The following is a 19,058-nucleotide window of genomic DNA, read 5'->3' on the forward strand; positions in this document are numbered from 1 at the left end:
TTGGGTGATATCAACTTAACTTATACACATTGCTCTTCAGTAACTGCAACTACAGGACAATAATAATGAAAGTACAACAATATCAACAGGGACAGCCATGCTGGCTTGAGTTAGCAACCCACGATTGGGCCGCGGGTAAGGCGTTTTATCAGGCATTATTTGGTTGGGGAGCCGACGATATGCCAATGCCTGAAGGGCATTACACTATGTTGCAAATTGAGGGAGACGATATTGCTGCCATGTATCCGATGCCCCAAGAGATGCAAGCGTTACCTACACACTGGATGGTTTACTTTGCTGTGGATGATGTCGATGTTACCGCAGACATCGTTAAGCAGGCTGGCGGGCAGGTGGTCGCTGGGCCACATTCTGTTGGTGATGCTGGCCGTATGGCGCTTTGTACTGACCCTGAAGGTAGCCGTTTTGCACTGTGGCAAGGGCAAGATCATATTGGTATTAAACGTACTCAAGAGCCAAATACTTTGTGCTGGGTTGAGTTGGCATGCCGTGATACCGCAGGCGCAAAACAATTTTATAGCCAAGTCTTAGGTTATCACACCAAACTGGCGGATATGGCCGACTTTGAGTACACCGAATGGTATGTCGGTGAGCAAGCCGTGGGCGGCATGATGGCAATGACTGAAGAGTGGGGCGATGCGCCAGCACATTGGATGAACTATTTTGCCGTTGAAGATTGCGATGCTTCGGTCGCGAAAGCCAAAAATTTGGGTGCGACCGTGTGCGTACCGGCGACTGACATTCCTAATGTGGGGCGTTTTTCGGTACTCAATGATCCTCAAGGCGGATTTTTCTCGATTATTTCGCTAGTAGACCCAACTGCATAGTGATTATCCCAGTTAGGGGCACGGTTGAACTTAAAATAACCATTGATGTCACAGTGATTAGCAATACGCAAGGAATACACCCAAGGATGAATCTATGACTGAAGAAACTACTCAAGCCGCATTAGCGCGAATTAATCGCAGTATGTTGATGGTGGCTATTATCGATCTTCCCGGCACATTGTTGTTTGGTTTAGGGCTTTATGGCATTTTTGCCGGTTTTGACCAAGGCTTTTTACCTATGCTCGCTCACCCAATGATCATCAATGCAATGTTGGTTATTGGTGGCGCGATTATGGCGTGGGGAATGTTTAGGATGATGGGGTTGGCGCGTGAAAAACAAAGGATCACTCAATAATGCAAAAGCGGCTTGTATTATCAACTTTCTTATCGAGTCTGGTGTTGTCTAGTTTGCTGTTGCTAACGGCCTGTAGTGGTACCTCGCCTTATCGTTTAGGCAACGCTGGCAATGCTGACGATAATAAAAATGATACAGATTATATGATGCTCAATCTGCCTCGGGCGATTGTGGCTAGCGATCCTTGTCAATATGGTCATCCTGATGACATCGCGGCATGCCGTAAGAAGAAACAAGATGAAGCTAATCAACTTAATGAGTCACTTAAGCGCAACTAACCCCAGCCTAACTTAGGTTATAAAGTGATAATAAAAATCCCAAACAATGTATTGTTTGGGATTTTTTGTTTATGGCGTCAATATGAATGTATTACTGCCAACGATTATGCGGGCAGTCGACGGCCATAAATCAGCAAGTAAATCGCCGGTATCACAAATAGCGATAATAAAGGCGCGGTGACCATACCGCCTACCATAGGCGCGGCAATTTTTTGCATGACATCGTTACCCGTGCCGCTGCCCCACATGATGGGTAATAACCCGAAAAATATGGTGGCGACGGTCATGGCTTTAGGGCGTATGCGCATGACAGCGCCTTCAATCAACGCAGCGGTTAAGTCGGCTTTTGTTTGGTATCGGTCTTGTCGTTTATAGGCGGCAATGCTGTTGTTGAGGTACACCTGCATGACTACCCCAAACTCAGCGGCAACCCCTGCCAGTGCTATCATGCCAACTGACACGGCAACCGAAAAATTAAACTCGAGCGAATAGAGTAACCAAGCGCTGCCGACCAGTGAAAATGGCAAACTGAGCATAATGACCAGTGCTTGAGTCATAGAGTTAAAGGTCATCATTAATAAGATAAAAATGACCGCAATCATGAGTGGGATCACCAGGGTCATTTTAGCTTCAACCCGCTGCATATATTCATATTGGCCAGCAAAGCTGTAGCTATAACGTGCCGGCAAACTAATTTGCTCATCGAGCGCAGTTTGAGCCTGAGCAATATACTCACCAATGGAAATATCTTTTAAGTCGACAAACACCCATGAAATAAGGCGGCCATTTTCACTGGCAAGCATGGGGGCACCGTCACTAATGGTGAGCTCTGCTAGGTAGCTTAAAGGTAAGTATTTACCGGTTTTAGTGAGCACGGGGAGGTCTTTGAGCTTTTCAATGTTATCGCGTAGTTCCCGTGGGTAACGAATGTTAATCGGATAGCGTTCCTGGCCTTGGATCGACTCGCCAAGCGTCATACCGCCAATGGCAATTTGCACCACATCTTGAATGTCTTTTAGTGTCATGCCATAGCGGGCAGCATTTTTTAAGTTAGGGGTTATATCAATATAACGGCCACCGCTGCTGCGTTGGGCAAATGCCGATAAGGTACCGGGTAATTGGCTTACTACGGCTTCGATTTCGCTGCCAATTCGTTGCAGTTCCTCAACATTTGAGCCTGATATTTTGATGCCGACAGGAGTTCTTACGCCAGTAGATAACATATCAATACGGGTTTTAATTGGTTGTACCCAGGCGTTAGTCATACCCGGTATACGCACGGTTTTTTGCAGTTGGGCAATGATGCTTTCTAAGGTCGTGCCTGCACGCCACTCGCTGCTAGGTTTAAGCATTATGGTGGTTTCGAGCATGGTTAATGGCGCAGGGTCGGTGGCGGTTTGTGCTCGGCCAACTTTACCAAATACTCGCTTAACCTCAGGCACGGTTTTAATCAGCCTATCTGTTTGCTGTAAAATCTCCGCCGCTTTGCCTGCACTGACGCCGGGCAAGGTGGTGGGCATATACAGTAAGTCACCTTCTTCGAGCGTGGGCATAAATTCAGAGCCCATTTTAGTTAATGGGTAATAGGCGCTGAGTAACGCCACAATTGCCATCATTATGGTGATTTTAGGAAAACGTAACACCCAGGTTAATAGCGGGTGATATAGCGCGATTAATATACTGCTGAGTGGGTTTTTACGCTCGTCGGGGATGTTTCCACGAACAAAATAGCCCATTAAAACCGGAATTAAGGTGATGGCTAATATCGCCGATGCAGCCATGGCAAACGTTTTCGTAAACGCTAAAGGATGAAATAAGCGACCTTCTTGTGCTTCTAATGCAAACACAGGGATAAAGCTTAAAGTAATAATTAATAAGCTAAAAAACAGCGCTGGGCCTACTTCAACAGAGGCGTCTTTTACTAGCTGCCAATGTGCTTCACCCTCTGGGGCACAGCCATGTTGTTGGCGGTAATGTTCTAAATGTTTGTGGGTGTTCTCCACCATGACGATAGACGCATCGACGACCGCACCAATGGCGATGGCAATCCCGCCTAGGCTCATAATGTTGGCGTTGACACCGATAAAGTGCATGGCGATAAAGCTAATTAAAATTGAAATGGGCAAGGTGATAATGGCCACTAATGTCGAGCGCGCATGCAGTAAGAACAATAAACAAATCAGCCCAACAACGAGCATTTCTTCAAGCACTTTATGTTTGAGGTTGTCGACTGAACGCACAATTAACTCAGAACGATCGTAAGTGGTGACTAATTCGACCCCGTCAGGCAGGCCATTGCTGATTTGTTCGAGCTTGAGTTTGACATTGTTAATGGTTTCAAGGGCATTTTCGCCATAGCGCATCACCACAATGCCACCCACGACTTCACCTTGGCCATCAAGCTCTGCAATACCTCGTCTTGCAGCAGGGCCAGTGCGTAGCTGGGCGACGTCTTTCATTAAAATCGGCGTGCCAGTTTCAGACAAAATGCCCAATGGGATTTCGGCAAAGTCGGCAATGGTTTGGCGATAACCACTAGAGGTTATCATGTATTCGGCTTCGGCCATTTCAATCACCGAGCCGCCCGTTGAACTATTGGCGTTATCGAGGGCGTTTTTAATGGTCATTAAATCAATTTGATATAACGCCAACTTGTGAGGGTCGACCACAATTTGATAGGTTTGCTCCATTCCGCCAACGGTTGCGACTTCAGATACGCCTGACACACTTTGCAGCTCTAGTTTTAAAAACCAGTCTTGCAGAGAGCGTAATTGCGCCAAATCGTATTGGCCTTTGCGGTCTACAAGTGCATATTGGAATACCCAACCAACACCTGACGCATCTGGCCCTATGCTTGGTGTTACTCCAGCGGGTAGTAGGTCTTGTGTTTGCGAAAGGTACTCAAGCACCCGTGAACGTGCCCAGTAAATGTCGGTGCCGTCCTCAAAAATGACATACACAAACGAGTCGCCAAACATGGAGAATCCGCGTACGGTTTTTGCTCCCGGAACGGCCAACATGGCCGACGACAATGGGTAGGTGATTTGATCTTCTACCAATTGTGGCGCTTGGCCCGGATAACTGGTTTTCACTATCACCTGTACGTCCGATAAATCGGGCAACGCATCCAGTGGTGTGGTGCGCATGGCTTGATAACCAACCAGCGCAATAATGGCGGTAAACAACAACACCATAATGCGGTTTTTAATTGAAGCATTGATAATTTGCGCTAGCATAGCAAGGCTTCCTAATGTTGATGAACGTCAGCAGGTGGTTGCACTGCAGCTGTACTTAAGCGTTGCAAGCTTCCTTGAATGCTGGCTTCTGAGTCCAGTAAAAATTGACCTGAGACCACGACTTTGTCATGTTCGTTTAAGCCTTGGAGGATCTCAGCCTTACCTTGAGCCATCATACCGATTTTTACCGGGACGGAAGCAAAGCTAGTGTCATTGCGTTGCACCACTACACGGTTTTCTCTGCCGGTTAAAATCAATGCTTCTGTTGGCACTGTCAGTACATTGTCTTTTGCTTGACCATATAGGGTCACGTCAACCAAAGCCCCAGGCCTAAGTAACGCTTGTACATTATTGAGCTGCACTCTTACTCGCATTGCACGAGTTACCATGTCGAGCTCTGGGTAGATGTAATCAATCGTAGATTCAATATCAAACAAGCCTTGTGCTGCTGCGCTCACGCTGACTTTGCGTCCTTCGGTTAACCAACTCTGTTCATTTTCAAAAACGTCCGCTATCACCCATACACTGTCTAAATTGACGATTTCAAATAAGGTGTCACCCGGTTGAATGTACATACCATGACGTATGGTAAGCTCACTCACAAATCCACTCTGCGGAGCGTAAAATGGCACTCGATATACTGTTTTCCCCGTGGTTTCTAGACGTTTAATGACAGTGTTATCAACCCCTAACAACTCTAAACGTTTACGCGCTTTACTCAATAATATGCTGCCACGTTTTTTATCTTGTTTTAGGTAATCTAGTGCTTGCGAGTAATCGTCTTGAGCATTGATCAGTTCAGGCGAATATAACTCGTAGAGTAACTGGCCCTTTTTGATTTGCTGCCCCACATTATGCACCATTAGAGTTTCTATCCAGCCAGTTGCTCGAGTGTGTACATGGCCAATGGTATTTTCGTTATATTGTACTGTGCCAATGGTATTCACTTGGCGAGATAAGCTGCCTTTGGCCACTACGTGGCTGCGCATCCCTAGTGCTTGTTGCATCCCGCCGGAAACGCCAACGACCACTTCTTGTGCTGAATCAGCGACGGTCACTTTCTCTAAATTCATTCCGCAAATTGGACAGTTACCTGGTGCGTCCGATATCACGTGAGGGTGCATTGGGCAGATGTATTTGGTTGTATCATTACTGCTGGTTTCTGCAATAGAAAGTGCCTTTTTAGACGGTTTGAGCGAGCTAATAGGCTGCTCAAATACCTTTTTTGCTGCTGGCGTCATTTGCTTATTGTCCATTGCCGGTTCTGTATCGGTGTCTTTTTCAATTAAAAACATGCCGCATTTAGGGCAGCTTCCTGGCTCATGGCTGGTGACTTCAGGATGCATGGGGCAATAGTAGTCGTGTTGATGCTGCTTATGTTTTTGAGTGGCTTCATCAGTATGTGATGTTGCCGCATCGGTGTCTTTTGCGATTAAAAACATGCCGCATTTAGGGCAGCTGCCAGGCTCATGGCTGGTGACCTCTGGGTGCATAGGGCAATAGTAACTGCTTTGGTGTTGCTCGTGCGGGGCGGGCTCTGTGGCAGCAAAAGCAGAAAAAAGAGTCGTGCAGCCTAAAAGGCTTACACTCGCAAATAGCGCAATATAAAAAGAGTGTTTCATATCAACCTCTAACTCGTGGGTAAACGCGCGGCACAATCTGTCAAAGTGACAGTGAGCACGCGATTTAAACCACTAAAATCGTTTAAAAATACAAGTCAACTTAATACAGCCGGCATCATTGTCGGCATAACTTTGAAGGGTTAAACGATTGGGGGGCGGAGCGCTGGGGTACCGTCAATAGAGATTAACTGCTCTATAGGTAATGTGATGGCCGAGTCAACAGGGGCAGGACTGACACTCATATCAGTCGAGAACACAGAACCGGTAAATGTGATCGTAAAACAATGGCTACAATCACTTCCGCATGTGCCGGCATTATCACAACAATGGCTTTCTTGAATGTCAGACTCTTGGGCTAACATCATGCTATGGCAATCTGTGTCGTTTTCCATGTTGCTTGTTGTTGAGCTGTTAGCGGTGTGGTGGAGCATCGGCATGTCATTAGGCGCTATCATTGTATTGCCATTAGCTAACACACCTTGCCCTAATAAGGATAACAAAGTGCAAATAGCAATAAGATAATGGCGAATAGATTTACGCATAACATCCTAAAAAGTGAATCAATAAAAACAATCCAAAACAATATAAGTGTATAGCACGTTGCAAACAATGCGCAAACACGCAATTTTGAGCTTTACTTAGGTTATTTAGTCGTGGGTCATTATCTTTTATGTGAGATAAAGGTCTTAATTAGACCTTTTGAAATGTAGGGGCATTTTCAGGCTTTGTCAGTTTTTAGTCTGACACCATGTCGCAGACACGATCTAGTTCGCATTTTAGATAATTTCTGATAAGGAATCATAAAAATAGCGACTAGAATCAATTTTCTAAATTTAAAAAATCCTAAACTACACAAACAAATATTAGAAATCTAGTTTTAATGGAGATTGAACAATGAACTGGCGTGCACTATTTAAACCAAGCGCGAAATACTCAATTATTGCACTTATTGTGGTTGGTGTAATTGTGGGTGTCGTAGGCTACTTTGCAACACAGCAAACTTTACATGCAACAAGTAGCGATGCTTTTTGTATGACATGTCACCGTGATCACTCGTTAAGAGATGAAGTGATGGCATCCGCTCACGGTGGCGGTAAAGCCGGTGTGACTGTGCAATGTCAAGATTGTCACTTACCTCACGGCCCTGTTGACTATTTGATTAAGAAAATCATCGTGTCTAAAGACTTAATTGGCTTAATGACTATCGATGGCTTTATGACTCAAGAATGGTTAGATGAAAACCGTAAAGAGCAAGCTGATTTAGCATTAGAATACTTCCGTAGCAATGACTCTGCTAACTGTCAGCACTGTCACACTCGTATTTACGAAAATCAGCCAGAAACCATGAAGAAAATGGCTGTTAGAATGCACAGCAATAACTTCAAGAAAGCACCAGAAGACAGAAAAACTTGTGTAGATTGTCATAAAGGTGTTGCTCACCCTTACCCTAAAAAGTAATAGAGCATCGATTTAAAAAAGCCTCGTTAATTAACGAGGCTTTTTTGTTAATGTAATTAATAAGCGGAAGTGGGTTGAGGCTTAAGATCGCCTAAAGCAAATACCCCCCATACTAAAATGGCTGCGTATTTTATGCTGGGTTGATATTGACCTTTAGGGCTAACACGAACCGCTAAAATTAATAATAGGTGCATGACTGCAGTAAATGCAGCAAAAAGAGTCAGTAAGGTTGTAACATCTTGACTAAATACAAACGATCCATAGGCGAATAATCCCCACATCGACAATGTGGCGGTTTTACCGACTAATACCAGATCATTTCGTGTTGTATCGTTTAACGTCTGCTTAATGAGCATGATTATTGCGCCGAAGTGTCAGTCGTTTGATATTGATAAAGTCGGTAAGTTACCTGGCCAGCTTGTTTTTCTTTGAGTGGAACCCAAGAGGCGGGAACGGGTAACGACGCGATTTCAGACTCGGTTTCAACGTAAATTAAGGCGTTGTTGTTGAGCCAATGGTGAGTCATTAATAGATCAATGGCTTTGGTTGCAAGTTCTTTGCGAAATGGCGGGTCAATAAACACAATGTCAAAACCACGTTGAGTGCCTTTTGCGAGTATAGTAAGGCTGTCGCCATTAATCACTTCGGCATGTTGACATTGCAGGGTGGCTAGGTTTTGTTTTAATTGGTTCGCCGCGTCTTTTTGCAGTTCAATCATGGTGGCAAATTCAGCGTAGCGCGATAATGCTTCAAGTGACAATGCACCACTGCCCGCAAAACAGTCTAGTACTCTAGCACCGCGAATATCACTGGCAATCCAGTTAAATAGGGTTTCGCGAACGCGGTCGGTTGTCGGGCGTAAACCTTCTAAATCATGGATAGGCAGCTTACGTGAGCGCCATTGACCTGAAATAATTCGCACCTGACCGCTGCTGGTGTTTTTTTTAGCCATCTCACCCTCGTGATTTTGCCTGAACAAAGAAAAAAGAAAGTGGTAGACTATGCCACAATCTGAACCGTCGTTATTTTATATCAAACTCGTGATTAAATGTGAGTATTCATCATTTTACTGCACAGAGATGCAACAAACGGCTTCAACTGAATTTTTAAGCATATAAATATTGGTAGCAAACATGGCAAAGAAAGGTTTTTTTTCCTGGTTTCGTAAAGATAAGTCCGCCCCTGAAGTTGAAGAGCAGCAACAAAATGATGCACACGTTGCGCACGATGCTGCCACCGATACCGCAGAACAATCGCAACAGGCTGAGCAACAAAAGCAAGCTACTGAAGCGGCGCAATTAGAAGCGGCTCGCCTTGAAGCTGAAGCGTTGGCCGCAGAGCAAGCGCGACTCGAATCGGAAGCGTTAGCCGCAGAGCAAGCTGAACAAGAAGCTGCCCGTATAGAAGCCGAACGTGTAGAGCAGCAACGCATTGACAATGAACGCGCCGAACAAGCACGTCTTGAGGCAGAACGTCTTGCAACTGAAGCCGAAGCGTTAGCCGCAGAGCAAGCTGAACAAGAAGCTGCCCGTATAGAAGCCGAACGTGTAGAGCAGCAACGCATTGACAATGAACGCGCCGAACAAGCACGTCTTGAGGCAGAACGTCTTGCAACTGAAGCCGAAGCGTTAGCCGCCGACAAGCTCGCTGCTGAGCAATTGGCTGCACAAGAACTGGCCGCACAAGAATTGGTCGAGCAACAGGCGGCTGAAGAAGCACGCCTAGCGCAAGAGCGTCTTGAAGCTGAAGCTATTGCCGAAGAGGCTTTGGCCGCCGAAAAGTTGGCCCTCGAACAAGCACCTATCGAATCAATTGAGCTAGAAGTCCAAGACGAGCCACAAGAGAAGCCTAAAAAAGAAGGCATGTTTGCTCGTTTAAAGCGTGGTTTAATGCGCACTAGCGAAAACATCGGTTCTGGCTTTATTGGCTTATTCAGCGGTAAAAAAATCGATGATGACTTATTTGAAGAGCTAGAAGAGCAGTTGTTAATAGCCGATGTGGGTGTGGAAACCACCACTAAATTAATTAAAAGTTTAACTGAGCATGCGTCTCGAAAACAGCTAAAAAATGCTGAAGCACTGTACGATTTAATGCGCGACGAAATGCAAAAAATGCTTGAGCCAGTTGCCATCCCTCTAGTACCAGACAATGCCGACGGCCCGTTTGTTATCTTGATGGTTGGTGTTAATGGCGTAGGTAAAACGACCACGATTGGTAAGCTTGCAAAACAGTACCAAAATCAAGGTAAATCTGTCATGTTAGCGGCAGGTGATACCTTCCGTGCGGCGGCGGTTGAGCAGCTTCAAGTTTGGGGGCAGCGTAACAATATCCCTGTAGTGGCACAACATACGGGTGCCGACAGTGCATCGGTATTATTTGATGCTCTACAAGCTGCGAAAGCGCGTAAAGTCGACGTATTAATTGCCGACACTGCAGGGCGATTACAAAATAAAAGTCACTTAATGGAAGAGCTTAAAAAAGTGGTGCGAGTGATGAAAAAACTCGACCCGAATACGCCTCATGAAGTGATGCTAACTTTAGATGCAAGCACCGGCCAAAACGCCATTAGTCAGGCACAGTTATTCCAAGAAGCCGTTGGTGTGACAGGCTTAACCATCAGTAAGCTTGATGGCACAGCTAAAGGCGGGGTGATATTTGCGATTGCTGATAAATTTAATATCCCTATTCGTCATATTGGCGTGGGTGAACAAATCGATGATTTACGCACCTTTAATGCCAATGATTTTATTGAAGCGTTATTCAGTCAGGAAAAAACGGACCAATAATCTATGATCCAATTTGAGCAGGTCAGTAAGATTTATCCAGGCGGGCAAAAAGCGCTGATGGATGTCAATTTTCATCTTCGACAAGGTGAAATGGCTTTTTTAACTGGCCATTCAGGTGCGGGTAAAAGTACCCTACTCAAATTGATCACTGTGATTGAGCGTGCAACAGCAGGTAAAGTGTCGATTAACGGCCACAACATTGCCAATGTCGGTCCTAAGCATGTGCCATACTTACGTCGTAACATTGGGATGATCTTTCAAAACCATCATTTGTTGATGGATAAGAGTGTGTTTGACAACATTGCCTTACCGTTAGTGATTGAAGGCTTTTCCCATGGTGAAATCCGCAAGCGGGTTGCGGGTGCCCTCGACATGGTTGGCCTATACGGCAAAGAGCGTCACTTACCGATAATGTTATCGGGTGGTGAGCAACAGCGTGTCGGTATCGCTCGGGCGATTGTTAACAAGCCACCTTTACTGCTAGCCGATGAACCAACAGGTAACTTAGACCCTAAATTGTCAATGGACATTTTACGTTTGTTTGAAACCTTTAATGACTCAGGCACCAGTGTGTTAATCGCCACTCATGATTTAGGTTTAATCGCCCGAATGAAATACCGTACCTTTACTTTGCGTCAGGGTAGAATGCTTGGCGGCGAGAGCGCAGACAGGGAAGTAATGCGATGAGTAAAAAGCCCAATATTACCCAAAGCAAGCTGCCTTTGAGTGGCCGTATCGTGATGTTTTTTATTCGTCATGTGCAGCAAGGTATGTCGAGTATGGGTGAGCTGTGGCGAAGCCCTGTTTCGTCCATTATGACCATGGCTGTGCTGGGGGTGAGCTTAAGCTTGCCTGCTGCATTGCAGGTGTTAGTTAAAAATGCTGAAAATATTACGCAATCGTGGAACAACGCGGCTGAAATTTCGCTATTTATTAATACCGGCCGCAGTGAGCAATCGATTCAAAGTTTATTGTCGCGGGTTAAGGCGTTTCGCGAAGTTGAAACCGTAAGCTATATCAGTCGCGACCAGGCATTAGAAGAGTTTCAACGTTTATCTGGATTTGGCGAAGCCTTATCTTACTTAGATGATAATCCGCTGCCCGCAGTTGTTACTGTGACCCCATCGGTTAAGTACTCAAGCCCTACCGGTGCGCGAGAGTTGCTCGCTAAATTAGAGCGTGAGCCAGAAGTGAACTTTGGCCGTCTCGATATCGAGTGGCTAGAGCGCTTGCAAGCGCTGCTTAAATTACTCGAAAAAACCGTGTTAGCCATTGCTGCATTACTCGTGCTAGCCGTGGTGCTGGTGATTGGTAACACCATTCGTTTAGCCATTATGAATCGCCGCACCGAAATTGAAGTGATGAAGCTGGTGGGCGCTACCGAAGCCTTTATTCAACGGCCTTTTTTATACACAGGTATTTGGTATGGGGTGATTGGCGGTGTTTTAGCTTGGCTTATTATCAATATTTTAGTGTGGTATCTCGATGGCGCGCTGGCCGAGTTATTGGGATTGTATGGCAGTCAACTCACTATTCAATCATTAACTTTTGCAGAGCTTATTAAGCTTGTGTTGTTGGCGTCATTTTTAGGTTGGCTAGGCTCGTATTTATCGGTGCGACAACATTTACGTAATATTGAACCCTCATAATTTGAGGAATATAATAGTACTAGTGAGTCTATTAATGAACGATTGTTCACTTGCAATATGACTGGCTAGCGGTAAAAATGTTAAACGAGCTGAAGCTGATTTGACATATGATGTCATATAGTTGATAGTTCATCAGCTAAATCGAGTCGGTAAGTAGATGAACCATTGGGTTTCATAAAGCGTATTTAGCAAACTGAAGTAAATTTTTTGAATGTAGTAGGAGAGCGAATGACTTATCAAACGCAATCAATGGCACTGACTGTCCCTAGAGGCAGTAGTAGTTTAGAAGCGTACATCCAGTCGGTGACTAGCATTGATATGCTAGACGCGGATACCGAGTACGATATTGCCAAGCGTTTACAAGAAACAGGCGATCTACAAGCTGCAAAGCAATTAATTATGTCGCATCTGCGTTTTGTGGTTCATGTTGCTAAAGGTTATTCTGGTTACGGCTTACCTCAAGCTGACCTTATTCAAGAAGGCAACATTGGCTTAATGAAAGCGGTAAAACGCTTCGACCCTGACGTGGGTGTTCGCTTAGTCTCTTTTGCAGTGCATTGGATTAAAGCCGAAATTCATGAATACGTGCTTAAAAACTGGCGTATCGTCAAAGTTGCGACCACTAAAGCGCAACGTAAGTTATTCTTTAATATTCGTAAATCTAAAAAGCGTTTAGGTTGGTTTAGTGACGCTGAAGTGTCCATGGTTGCTGAAAACCTAGGTGTGTCTAAGGCGGATGTGACTGAAATGGAGTCACGTATGGCGGCGCAAGATCCTGCGTTTGACCTCGCTAGCGACAATGATGACGACCAGCATGACTTTGCCCCAGCATTGTATTTAGAAGATCACTCTTCAGATTTAGCTGAGCAAATTGAAAACGACAACTGGGAAGCCAATTCGCAAGCGCGTTTATTATCTGCCATTAAAACCTTAGATGAGCGCAGTCAGCACATTCTTCGCGCCCGTTGGTTAGATGATGATAAAACGACATTGCAAGAATTAGCCTCAACTTACCAAGTGTCAGCTGAACGTATCAGGCAGTTAGAAAAAAATGCCATGAATAAGCTTAAAGCGTGTATGGAATAATTATCCTCTACATGTTTATTAAACAAAAAACCTGCCGCGGCAGGTTTTTTGGTATTTGACGTTAATGGTATTATGCTCGCGGCTGTTGCACAGCAGCAATAATCAATTTTCTCGGCGCTTTAATGCCGCTCGATACGACCTGTTTGGGCCAGCTAAAATAGTGCCTTGGGCGCATAAAGCGGGCTAGCTTTTGTGCTATTAACTCACTCAGTTGTGCATTAACTTGCTCTGTATTGTGCTCATCAACATAGTCAATAATCGCTGCAGGTAAGTGACCAAAAATTGGGTCAGGCATCGCAAATACAATCGCTTGAGCCACATTAGGGTGTGTCATCAGCACAGCTTCAAGTTGTTCTGGATGGACATTTTCACCACCACAAATGAACATGTTGTCTACGCGCCCAGAAATTATCAACTGGCCTTTGTCATTAAGCTGACCTTTATCTTGAGTGCAAAACCAACCTTGATCGTCAACCGGCAGTGAAATACCTTGGGGGGTTAAATACCCTAAAAATAAACACTCGCCTTTAACCCAAATAACTCCGTCGATTAGCTTGAGCTGTCGTGCAGGCAGAGGGCGGCCATGGTGGCCGGCGAGGTTTGCTTTTGCCGTGGTAATTTGCGAGCTCATTTCGGTCATACCATAACTGGTGTAAGCGTTAATATTGAGTGCATTTAGGCTGTCAATCAGCTGTGGCTCTATCATGCCACCGCCTAATAGTAACGCCTTCACTTGGGTTAATGCGTTAGGCTGCTGAGTTAAGATTTGCAAGGCTTGCGTGGGGACTAATGACACATGGCTAATAGTGCTATGTTGTAGCTGCTCAGCTAATGAAAGGGCCACATTACGTAATACGATGCGTGCACCTGCTAGGGTGCATCGATGTAATATGGCTAAGCCGCCAATATGAAATAACGGCAAAGATAACAACCAAGCATCGCTGGCCCTTACAGGGATATAACTCGCTGCACCTTGAGCGCTGGCAAGGTGATTCAGTAAACAATGCAGCGCAGCTTTTGGCGTGCCACTTGAGCCCGAAGTTAAAATAATATTAGACGCAATATGAGGTGATACTTTAACGGCAGTTGGTGATGTATTGGCCTGTATGCAAAGAGACAGGTTCAATCCTTGTGCACCAGAAATATCAATGTATCGGCTTGGGTTGTCTGTCCATAGCCAAGTAACTTGGTATGTGCCAATAAGCTGATTGATTTGCTGGTTAGACAATCGTGGCGATAACGGTAAAAACACCCAACCTGAATCTATACAGGCCCAGTATAAACAAATCATTTCGAGGTTGTTGTGCGACAAACACCCCACAATATCACCACGTTGCAACCCTTGTGTTTGCAGTGACATGGCTAAGTTACTCACCATTGTGCTCAGGGTTGAGTAACTGTAGGTGTCTTGGCCATCTTCAATGGCAATTGCATTCGGTGTGGTTAAGGCGGTTTGATGTAATGGTGAAATCATCATAAAAAATTTGCCACCTTATTTGCTTCCCCCGTGTGAATCATTAACGACAGGGCACTTTGGTTGAGTTGGGATGAAGTCGGTGTTGTATGCAGTAATGTTTGGCTAAATGCATTTAACGTATCTAACCCTGGGGTTTCGTTAGGCGTTAAGACTTGACTAACAAGCCTTAAGTCATTAATGCCGATATCGGACTCTAAGCTTGAGCTTAAAATGCAGCGTACACCATAACTGTGGGCGTCTTCGATCATGTGCTGTAAACCAGCAAGTGAGCCAAGCAGCATTGGCTTAATGATTAGCGCACCAATTCCTGGTTGTTGTTGAATGGCACTGATGGCATCAAACGTGGGCGAGTTAAGTGACTCATCTAAGGCGTAACATATACCAAGTTGCCGATAAATTAGTGGGTTGTCGGCAGGGTTTATGCAGGGTTCTTCAATATATTCTATTTTTTCTTGGGGTAAACACGCCAAAAAGTCGATGGCTTGTTCTGGGGTAAAACCGCGATTGGCATCGAGTCGTAAACTCACGTGGGGTGCAAGCGCTAGCACCCGATAAATAAAGGCAATTTCATCTTCCATTGTGGTCTGTGCCACTTTGACTTTAACGCTACTTATGGTGCCATTTTTCAGCAGTTTAGCTTGCAGTTGCTGTTCGCTCATGCCGACGTAAACGAGGGGCACCGTGACCGATTGAGTATACGGTGTCTCTATGCGGCAGGGTAACTGTTGATTCAATTTTGCATGCAATAAGCTCAATCCAAACGCGACAGATGCAAAAGATGATGTAGCGACTAAAGCGACTAACTCATTAGGTGACTTGCCAATGAGTAACTCAGCGTAATGAGACAAAGACCTCATCACATCCTCGAGTGACTCTTGGCTAAATCCTTCAATGGCCAAGCCTTCAACATCAATGCCTGACAGCGGCGCTATTTCAACCCAAGCTTGTCGCCTATGTTGCTGCTCATTGGTCAGGGTGACGACCAGCACAGCACCTTTGCGGTGATCTATACGTTGTTTAGCCACAGGCAAGGTCGGGTTGAGCGCTATATGATATCGATACAAAGAGACAGCACTAATGATTAACTCGTCGACAGGCTGCATTACGCCTCCTAAGCTGGGTGTGGGGGATTAAGTAACGTCAGTAATGTGTCGCTAAATAATTTAGGGTGGAGGCTATGAATATTGTGTCCCGCAGCGGCTAACGGTTGCAGTTGTAATTGAGTTTTGCCATTTTCAGCCTGCCAATCTTTAGCCACCTGAGCAAATTTAGTGTCATCCATGCCATACAGGTAATAACACGGGCATGAGAGTTGGCTCAATACGGCTCTGCAGTCTTGCTGCAGGCTAAGTGAGGTAGCGAGATAGCAGTTGCTCAAGCGCAGAGGATCGTTATGACTGCGTAATGTGATTAACTGTTGTTTTTGTTGTTTGCTAAGGTCGTTAAATACCGCTTGTTGGTACCACAAGGACAAAAAGGCCGTTATGGGTAACTGTTGTAGCTTTTTAGCCCATAAGCCGTCACTTTTGGCGCGGGCATCACGCTGGGTGTCATCGGTTAATCCAGGATGTGCCGACTCTAGAGTTAAGCTCAGTAGAGCATTAGGGAAGTCTTTAGCAACATGCAATGCAATACGGCCGCCCAATGAATATCCAAGCAAATGAAACTGTTTAATACCAAGTCCGCTGATTTTAGCAACGATATGCGCGGCAACCTGGCTAAATCCGGGAGAGGCTAATCTTAAGTGGTTAGCACCATGACCGGGTAAGTCGATACAAATACAATGAAAGTATTGGCTTAAACTTGGCATCAAAATAGACCAGTCGTCTTTACTGCCCAAAAAACCATGCAACATCACTAGTGCGGGTAAATTGGGGGGGCCAAAACGACGGATGATCACCATTAGTGTTGTTTTACCCATTGGTTAATTTGTGCAATTTGATCGCTGGCTTGATTCGGCGCGACATTGACTTCAATCACTGATGCACAGTTAAACTCAAATGCCTCTTGATACGCTTGCTGGAACGACTCTATGTCGTCCACTTGTCGGTAAGCCAAGCCAAACATTGCTGCACCATAACCAAATTCTAACCCATGGCTTAAGCGATAAAAGTCATTGCGCAAGTTTTCATTGGGCACAGGCAATAAGTTAAAAATATTGCCGCCATCATTGTTGATAATGACTAGCACAAATGAGCATGTCATCTGTTTGAGCAGTGCCATTGAGTTGAAATCATGCAAGCAAGATAAATCACCAATAATCAATGTGGTTGGAGCTTTTTTGTCAGCGGCTACCCCACATGCAGTAGCAATAAGACCATCGATACCAGACGCGCCACGGTTGGTGTAAATGGCGGGAGTATTGGTGGCGATAGGAGCATACATATCGTAAAGGCGTATGGGTAAGCTATTGCCAATAAATAAGATATGTTGCTCAGTTTGACTAGCCGCAACAGCGCGCACAACTTGTGCTTCGCCAAAGCTGGTGTTGTCAATTTGCTGTTTAAGGAGTGATTCTAATGATTCATTGTAGGGTAATAATTGCAGTGCCCAATTGGCGTCTGACGAACGCGGCCAAGCTAATTGACATACGGCTTGCACGCTGGCTTGCCATACTTGTTTATTTTGATGGGTTGGATCCAAACGATCGCTATGGGTTAACACTTGCCAGTAGCTGTGCCAATGTTGTTGGGCTAAATACTGTATCAGGCGTTTTGAAATAAAACGACCACCAAACACCAATACTCGCTCTGCTTGTTCGAGCAACTTACTGGCTTTTGGGTTTAGCAATAATTGATCAATATGGCCAATGACCCCAGGGTGTTGGCGTAATTGCGATTGCGCATCAACTACGACTGGCCAGCCGAGTTTTTGTGCCAATGTCACAATAAGGTGAGGGTTATCTGTCGGTGAGAGTGTGCCTACAACAATGACACCTTTGCCATGCACAAAGCGCATTAAGGTGTCTGTGCTGGGGAGTTCTGACCCATTAAGCGCAGCATAACGAGTTAATGGTTTATTACTTTCAAACCAAGCATTTAGCGGGGATAGGTAAGTCGCTGTAGTGACACTGGCGGTTTTTTTTACATGGGCCAGCGTGACGAGTGCACTTGGGTATAACGGTTCACGATACATACAATTGATGTGCACCGGTTGATGCTGATTAGCGATTGCATGATCTATAGCGGTTAATAATGCATTGGCAGGGTAAGCGCTATCAGGTGTCGGTAAATTTAATTGTTTGGCATAACCGGCAAAAATGGCGGGCTGCACAATAGCTTGGTTTGCTCCGCAATCAATCAACTCACTTGGGCGATCGCCTGATAATATGATTAAAGGCACGTGTGTTAGCCAAGCTTCTACTATTGCAGGATATAAGTTTGCAACAGCGGTACCAGAAGTGGTGATAATTGCTACCGGAGCACCACTGGCTTTAGCAAGCCCGAGCGCCATAAAGCCTAAGCCGCGCTCATCAAAATGAATATGGCGAGTTAACTGGGTTTGGCTGGCGGCAGCTAAAGTCAACGGCGTTGAACGAGACCCCGGTGCCATGCACACATGTTTAACGCCTAAGCGCGCGAGTTCTTCGAGGATTAATTGGCCCCACAATAAATTCATGTCAGCGCTAGTTTGTTGTTGCATATTGACTCATGTAGAAAAAATTTACGACTATAAGTGTAACGCCAAGTGTGCTTGATTTCTAAGAATTAACGCAGTCTTTTATTGGAAATCTCACATCGCGAGTGTTGTTAAGCTTGGTTATTAATCCATTCGCTCATTACAACATGAGTTTTGATTTTAATGATGTCCGCTTGAGCATCAATAAATTCACGAATTTCATGTAATCGTTGCATTGAATTGGCATGGACATAAACCAGTAAGTCCATATCGCCAGTAATTCCCTGACAGGTAATGACCTCTGGAATAGTGGTAAATATGTGAATCACTTCTGCGCAGCGCGCACAACGATGCTGAATTTCAAAGTAAGCAGACACGCCTTGTTTTTGCGATTCGCTGAGTAACACTTGATAACCCCGAATTACCCCAATTTGTTCGAGTTTTTTAATTCGTTCTGTTACTGCACTGCGTGACAAATTCACTTGTTCGGAAATGAACGAAATACTCTGTCGAGCATTGAGGCGTAATTCGCTTATAATCGCTTTATCAAATTTATCCAATGTCGATATTCCTGAATAATCGTTAATATGGTCCATACCGTCATATTGACGGTAGAGCATACTTAATCTGTCATTTTGTCGGTTTTTA

Annotated in this window: 18 protein-coding genes; 8 read left to right on the forward strand and 10 right to left on the reverse strand. The window is 45.0% G+C overall.

Annotated features, from left to right (window positions below):
* Nucleotides 1-65 precede the first annotated feature (65 nt).
* From PQR79_RS17485 to PQR79_RS17495, 3 genes are all read left to right on the forward strand, one after another.
* On the forward strand, nucleotides 66-845 hold the full coding sequence (locus PQR79_RS17485; RefSeq protein ID WP_238104714.1) for a VOC family protein: 780 nt from the start codon (nucleotides 66-68) through the stop codon (nucleotides 843-845).
* A 94-nt stretch (nucleotides 846-939) separates the two neighbouring features.
* Entirely contained in the window at nucleotides 940-1,200 is a 261-nt protein-coding gene (locus tag PQR79_RS17490; RefSeq protein ID WP_238104712.1) for a tetraspanin family protein, read from the forward strand.
* The gene (locus PQR79_RS17495; protein ID WP_238104710.1) at nucleotides 1,200-1,478 is read left to right on the forward strand and encodes a hypothetical protein; all 279 of its coding nucleotides are present in this window, start codon (nucleotides 1,200-1,202) and stop codon (nucleotides 1,476-1,478) included. Before PQR79_RS17490 ends, PQR79_RS17495 begins: the two co-directional genes overlap by 1 nt.
* A gap of 104 nt (nucleotides 1,479-1,582) precedes the next feature.
* Here PQR79_RS17495 and PQR79_RS17500 read toward each other — a convergent pair whose 3' ends face one another.
* From PQR79_RS17500 to PQR79_RS17510, 3 genes are all read right to left on the reverse strand, one after another.
* Nucleotides 1,583-4,714, reverse strand: a complete 3,132-nt coding sequence (locus PQR79_RS17500) for an efflux RND transporter permease subunit (RefSeq protein WP_238104708.1) — start codon at nucleotides 4,712-4,714, stop codon at nucleotides 1,583-1,585.
* An 11-nt stretch (nucleotides 4,715-4,725) separates the two neighbouring features.
* Complete coding sequence (locus PQR79_RS17505) at nucleotides 4,726-6,336, reverse strand: efflux RND transporter periplasmic adaptor subunit (RefSeq protein ID WP_238104706.1); 1,611 nt, start codon at nucleotides 6,334-6,336, stop codon at nucleotides 4,726-4,728.
* 140 nt (nucleotides 6,337-6,476) lie between these two features.
* Nucleotides 6,477-6,878 (reverse strand): hypothetical protein, encoded by a 402-nt coding sequence (locus PQR79_RS17510; protein WP_238104704.1) that lies wholly within the window; start codon nucleotides 6,876-6,878, stop codon nucleotides 6,477-6,479.
* A 352-nt stretch (nucleotides 6,879-7,230) separates the two neighbouring features.
* Here PQR79_RS17510 and PQR79_RS17515 point away from each other — a divergent pair, with 352 nt between their 5' ends.
* On the forward strand, nucleotides 7,231-7,794 hold the full coding sequence (locus PQR79_RS17515; protein ID WP_238104702.1) for a NapC/NirT family cytochrome c: 564 nt from the start codon (nucleotides 7,231-7,233) through the stop codon (nucleotides 7,792-7,794).
* 56 nt (nucleotides 7,795-7,850) lie between these two features.
* On the opposite strand, the gene PQR79_RS17520 is transcribed toward PQR79_RS17515, so the two are convergent.
* Both PQR79_RS17520 and rsmD read right to left on the reverse strand, forming a co-directional pair.
* On the reverse strand, nucleotides 7,851-8,150 hold the full coding sequence (locus PQR79_RS17520; protein ID WP_238104700.1) for a DUF1145 domain-containing protein: 300 nt from the start codon (nucleotides 8,148-8,150) through the stop codon (nucleotides 7,851-7,853).
* A 2-nt stretch (nucleotides 8,151-8,152) separates the two neighbouring features.
* Entirely contained in the window at nucleotides 8,153-8,746 is a 594-nt protein-coding gene (gene rsmD, locus PQR79_RS17525; protein WP_238104698.1) for a 16S rRNA (guanine(966)-N(2))-methyltransferase RsmD, read from the reverse strand.
* Between the two features lie 181 nt (nucleotides 8,747-8,927).
* On the opposite strand from rsmD, the gene ftsY reads away from it, so the two are divergent.
* The 4 genes from ftsY (at nucleotide 8,928) to rpoH (ending at nucleotide 13,315) form a co-directional block, all read left to right on the forward strand.
* Nucleotides 8,928-10,580, forward strand: a complete 1,653-nt coding sequence (gene ftsY / locus PQR79_RS17530; RefSeq protein ID WP_238104696.1) for a signal recognition particle-docking protein FtsY — start codon at nucleotides 8,928-8,930, stop codon at nucleotides 10,578-10,580.
* Between the two features lie 3 nt (nucleotides 10,581-10,583).
* Nucleotides 10,584-11,267 carry a cell division ATP-binding protein FtsE gene (gene ftsE, locus PQR79_RS17535; RefSeq protein ID WP_238104694.1) on the forward strand — a complete coding sequence of 228 codons (684 nt, stop codon included), beginning with the start codon at nucleotides 10,584-10,586 and terminating at the stop codon, nucleotides 11,265-11,267.
* Nucleotides 11,264-12,229: a permease-like cell division protein FtsX gene (gene ftsX / locus PQR79_RS17540; RefSeq protein WP_238104692.1), complete on the forward strand. Its 966-nt coding sequence runs from the start codon at nucleotides 11,264-11,266 to the stop codon at nucleotides 12,227-12,229. Before ftsE ends, ftsX begins: the two co-directional genes overlap by 4 nt.
* A 228-nt stretch (nucleotides 12,230-12,457) precedes the next feature.
* Nucleotides 12,458-13,315, forward strand: a complete 858-nt coding sequence (rpoH, locus tag PQR79_RS17545; protein WP_238104691.1) for an RNA polymerase sigma factor RpoH — start codon at nucleotides 12,458-12,460, stop codon at nucleotides 13,313-13,315.
* Nucleotides 13,316-13,385: 70 nt separating this feature from the next.
* On the opposite strand, the gene menE is transcribed toward rpoH, so the two are convergent.
* From menE to PQR79_RS17570, 5 genes are all read right to left on the reverse strand, one after another.
* Nucleotides 13,386-14,792, reverse strand: a complete 1,407-nt coding sequence (gene menE / locus PQR79_RS17550; RefSeq protein ID WP_238104689.1) for an o-succinylbenzoate--CoA ligase — start codon at nucleotides 14,790-14,792, stop codon at nucleotides 13,386-13,388.
* Nucleotides 14,789-15,895 carry an o-succinylbenzoate synthase gene (gene menC, locus PQR79_RS17555; protein WP_238104687.1) on the reverse strand — a complete coding sequence of 369 codons (1,107 nt, stop codon included), beginning with the start codon at nucleotides 15,893-15,895 and terminating at the stop codon, nucleotides 14,789-14,791. Before menC ends, menE begins: the two co-directional genes overlap by 4 nt.
* An 8-nt stretch (nucleotides 15,896-15,903) precedes the next feature.
* Nucleotides 15,904-16,713: a 2-succinyl-6-hydroxy-2,4-cyclohexadiene-1-carboxylate synthase gene (gene menH, locus PQR79_RS17560; RefSeq protein ID WP_238104685.1), complete on the reverse strand. Its 810-nt coding sequence runs from the start codon at nucleotides 16,711-16,713 to the stop codon at nucleotides 15,904-15,906.
* The gene (gene menD, locus PQR79_RS17565) at nucleotides 16,695-18,434 is read right to left on the reverse strand and encodes a 2-succinyl-5-enolpyruvyl-6-hydroxy-3-cyclohexene-1-carboxylic-acid synthase (RefSeq protein WP_238104683.1); all 1,740 of its coding nucleotides are present in this window, start codon (nucleotides 18,432-18,434) and stop codon (nucleotides 16,695-16,697) included. The genes menH and menD overlap by 19 nt, the downstream gene beginning before the upstream one ends.
* A 107-nt stretch (nucleotides 18,435-18,541) precedes the next feature.
* Nucleotides 18,542-18,970, reverse strand: a complete 429-nt coding sequence (locus tag PQR79_RS17570; protein ID WP_238104865.1) for an Lrp/AsnC family transcriptional regulator — start codon at nucleotides 18,968-18,970, stop codon at nucleotides 18,542-18,544.
* Between the last annotated feature and the right edge of the window lie 88 nt (nucleotides 18,971-19,058).

It is taken from the genome of Shewanella metallivivens (genome assembly GCF_028750675.1).
GTDB lineage: Bacteria > Pseudomonadota > Gammaproteobacteria > Enterobacterales > Shewanellaceae > Shewanella > Shewanella metallivivens.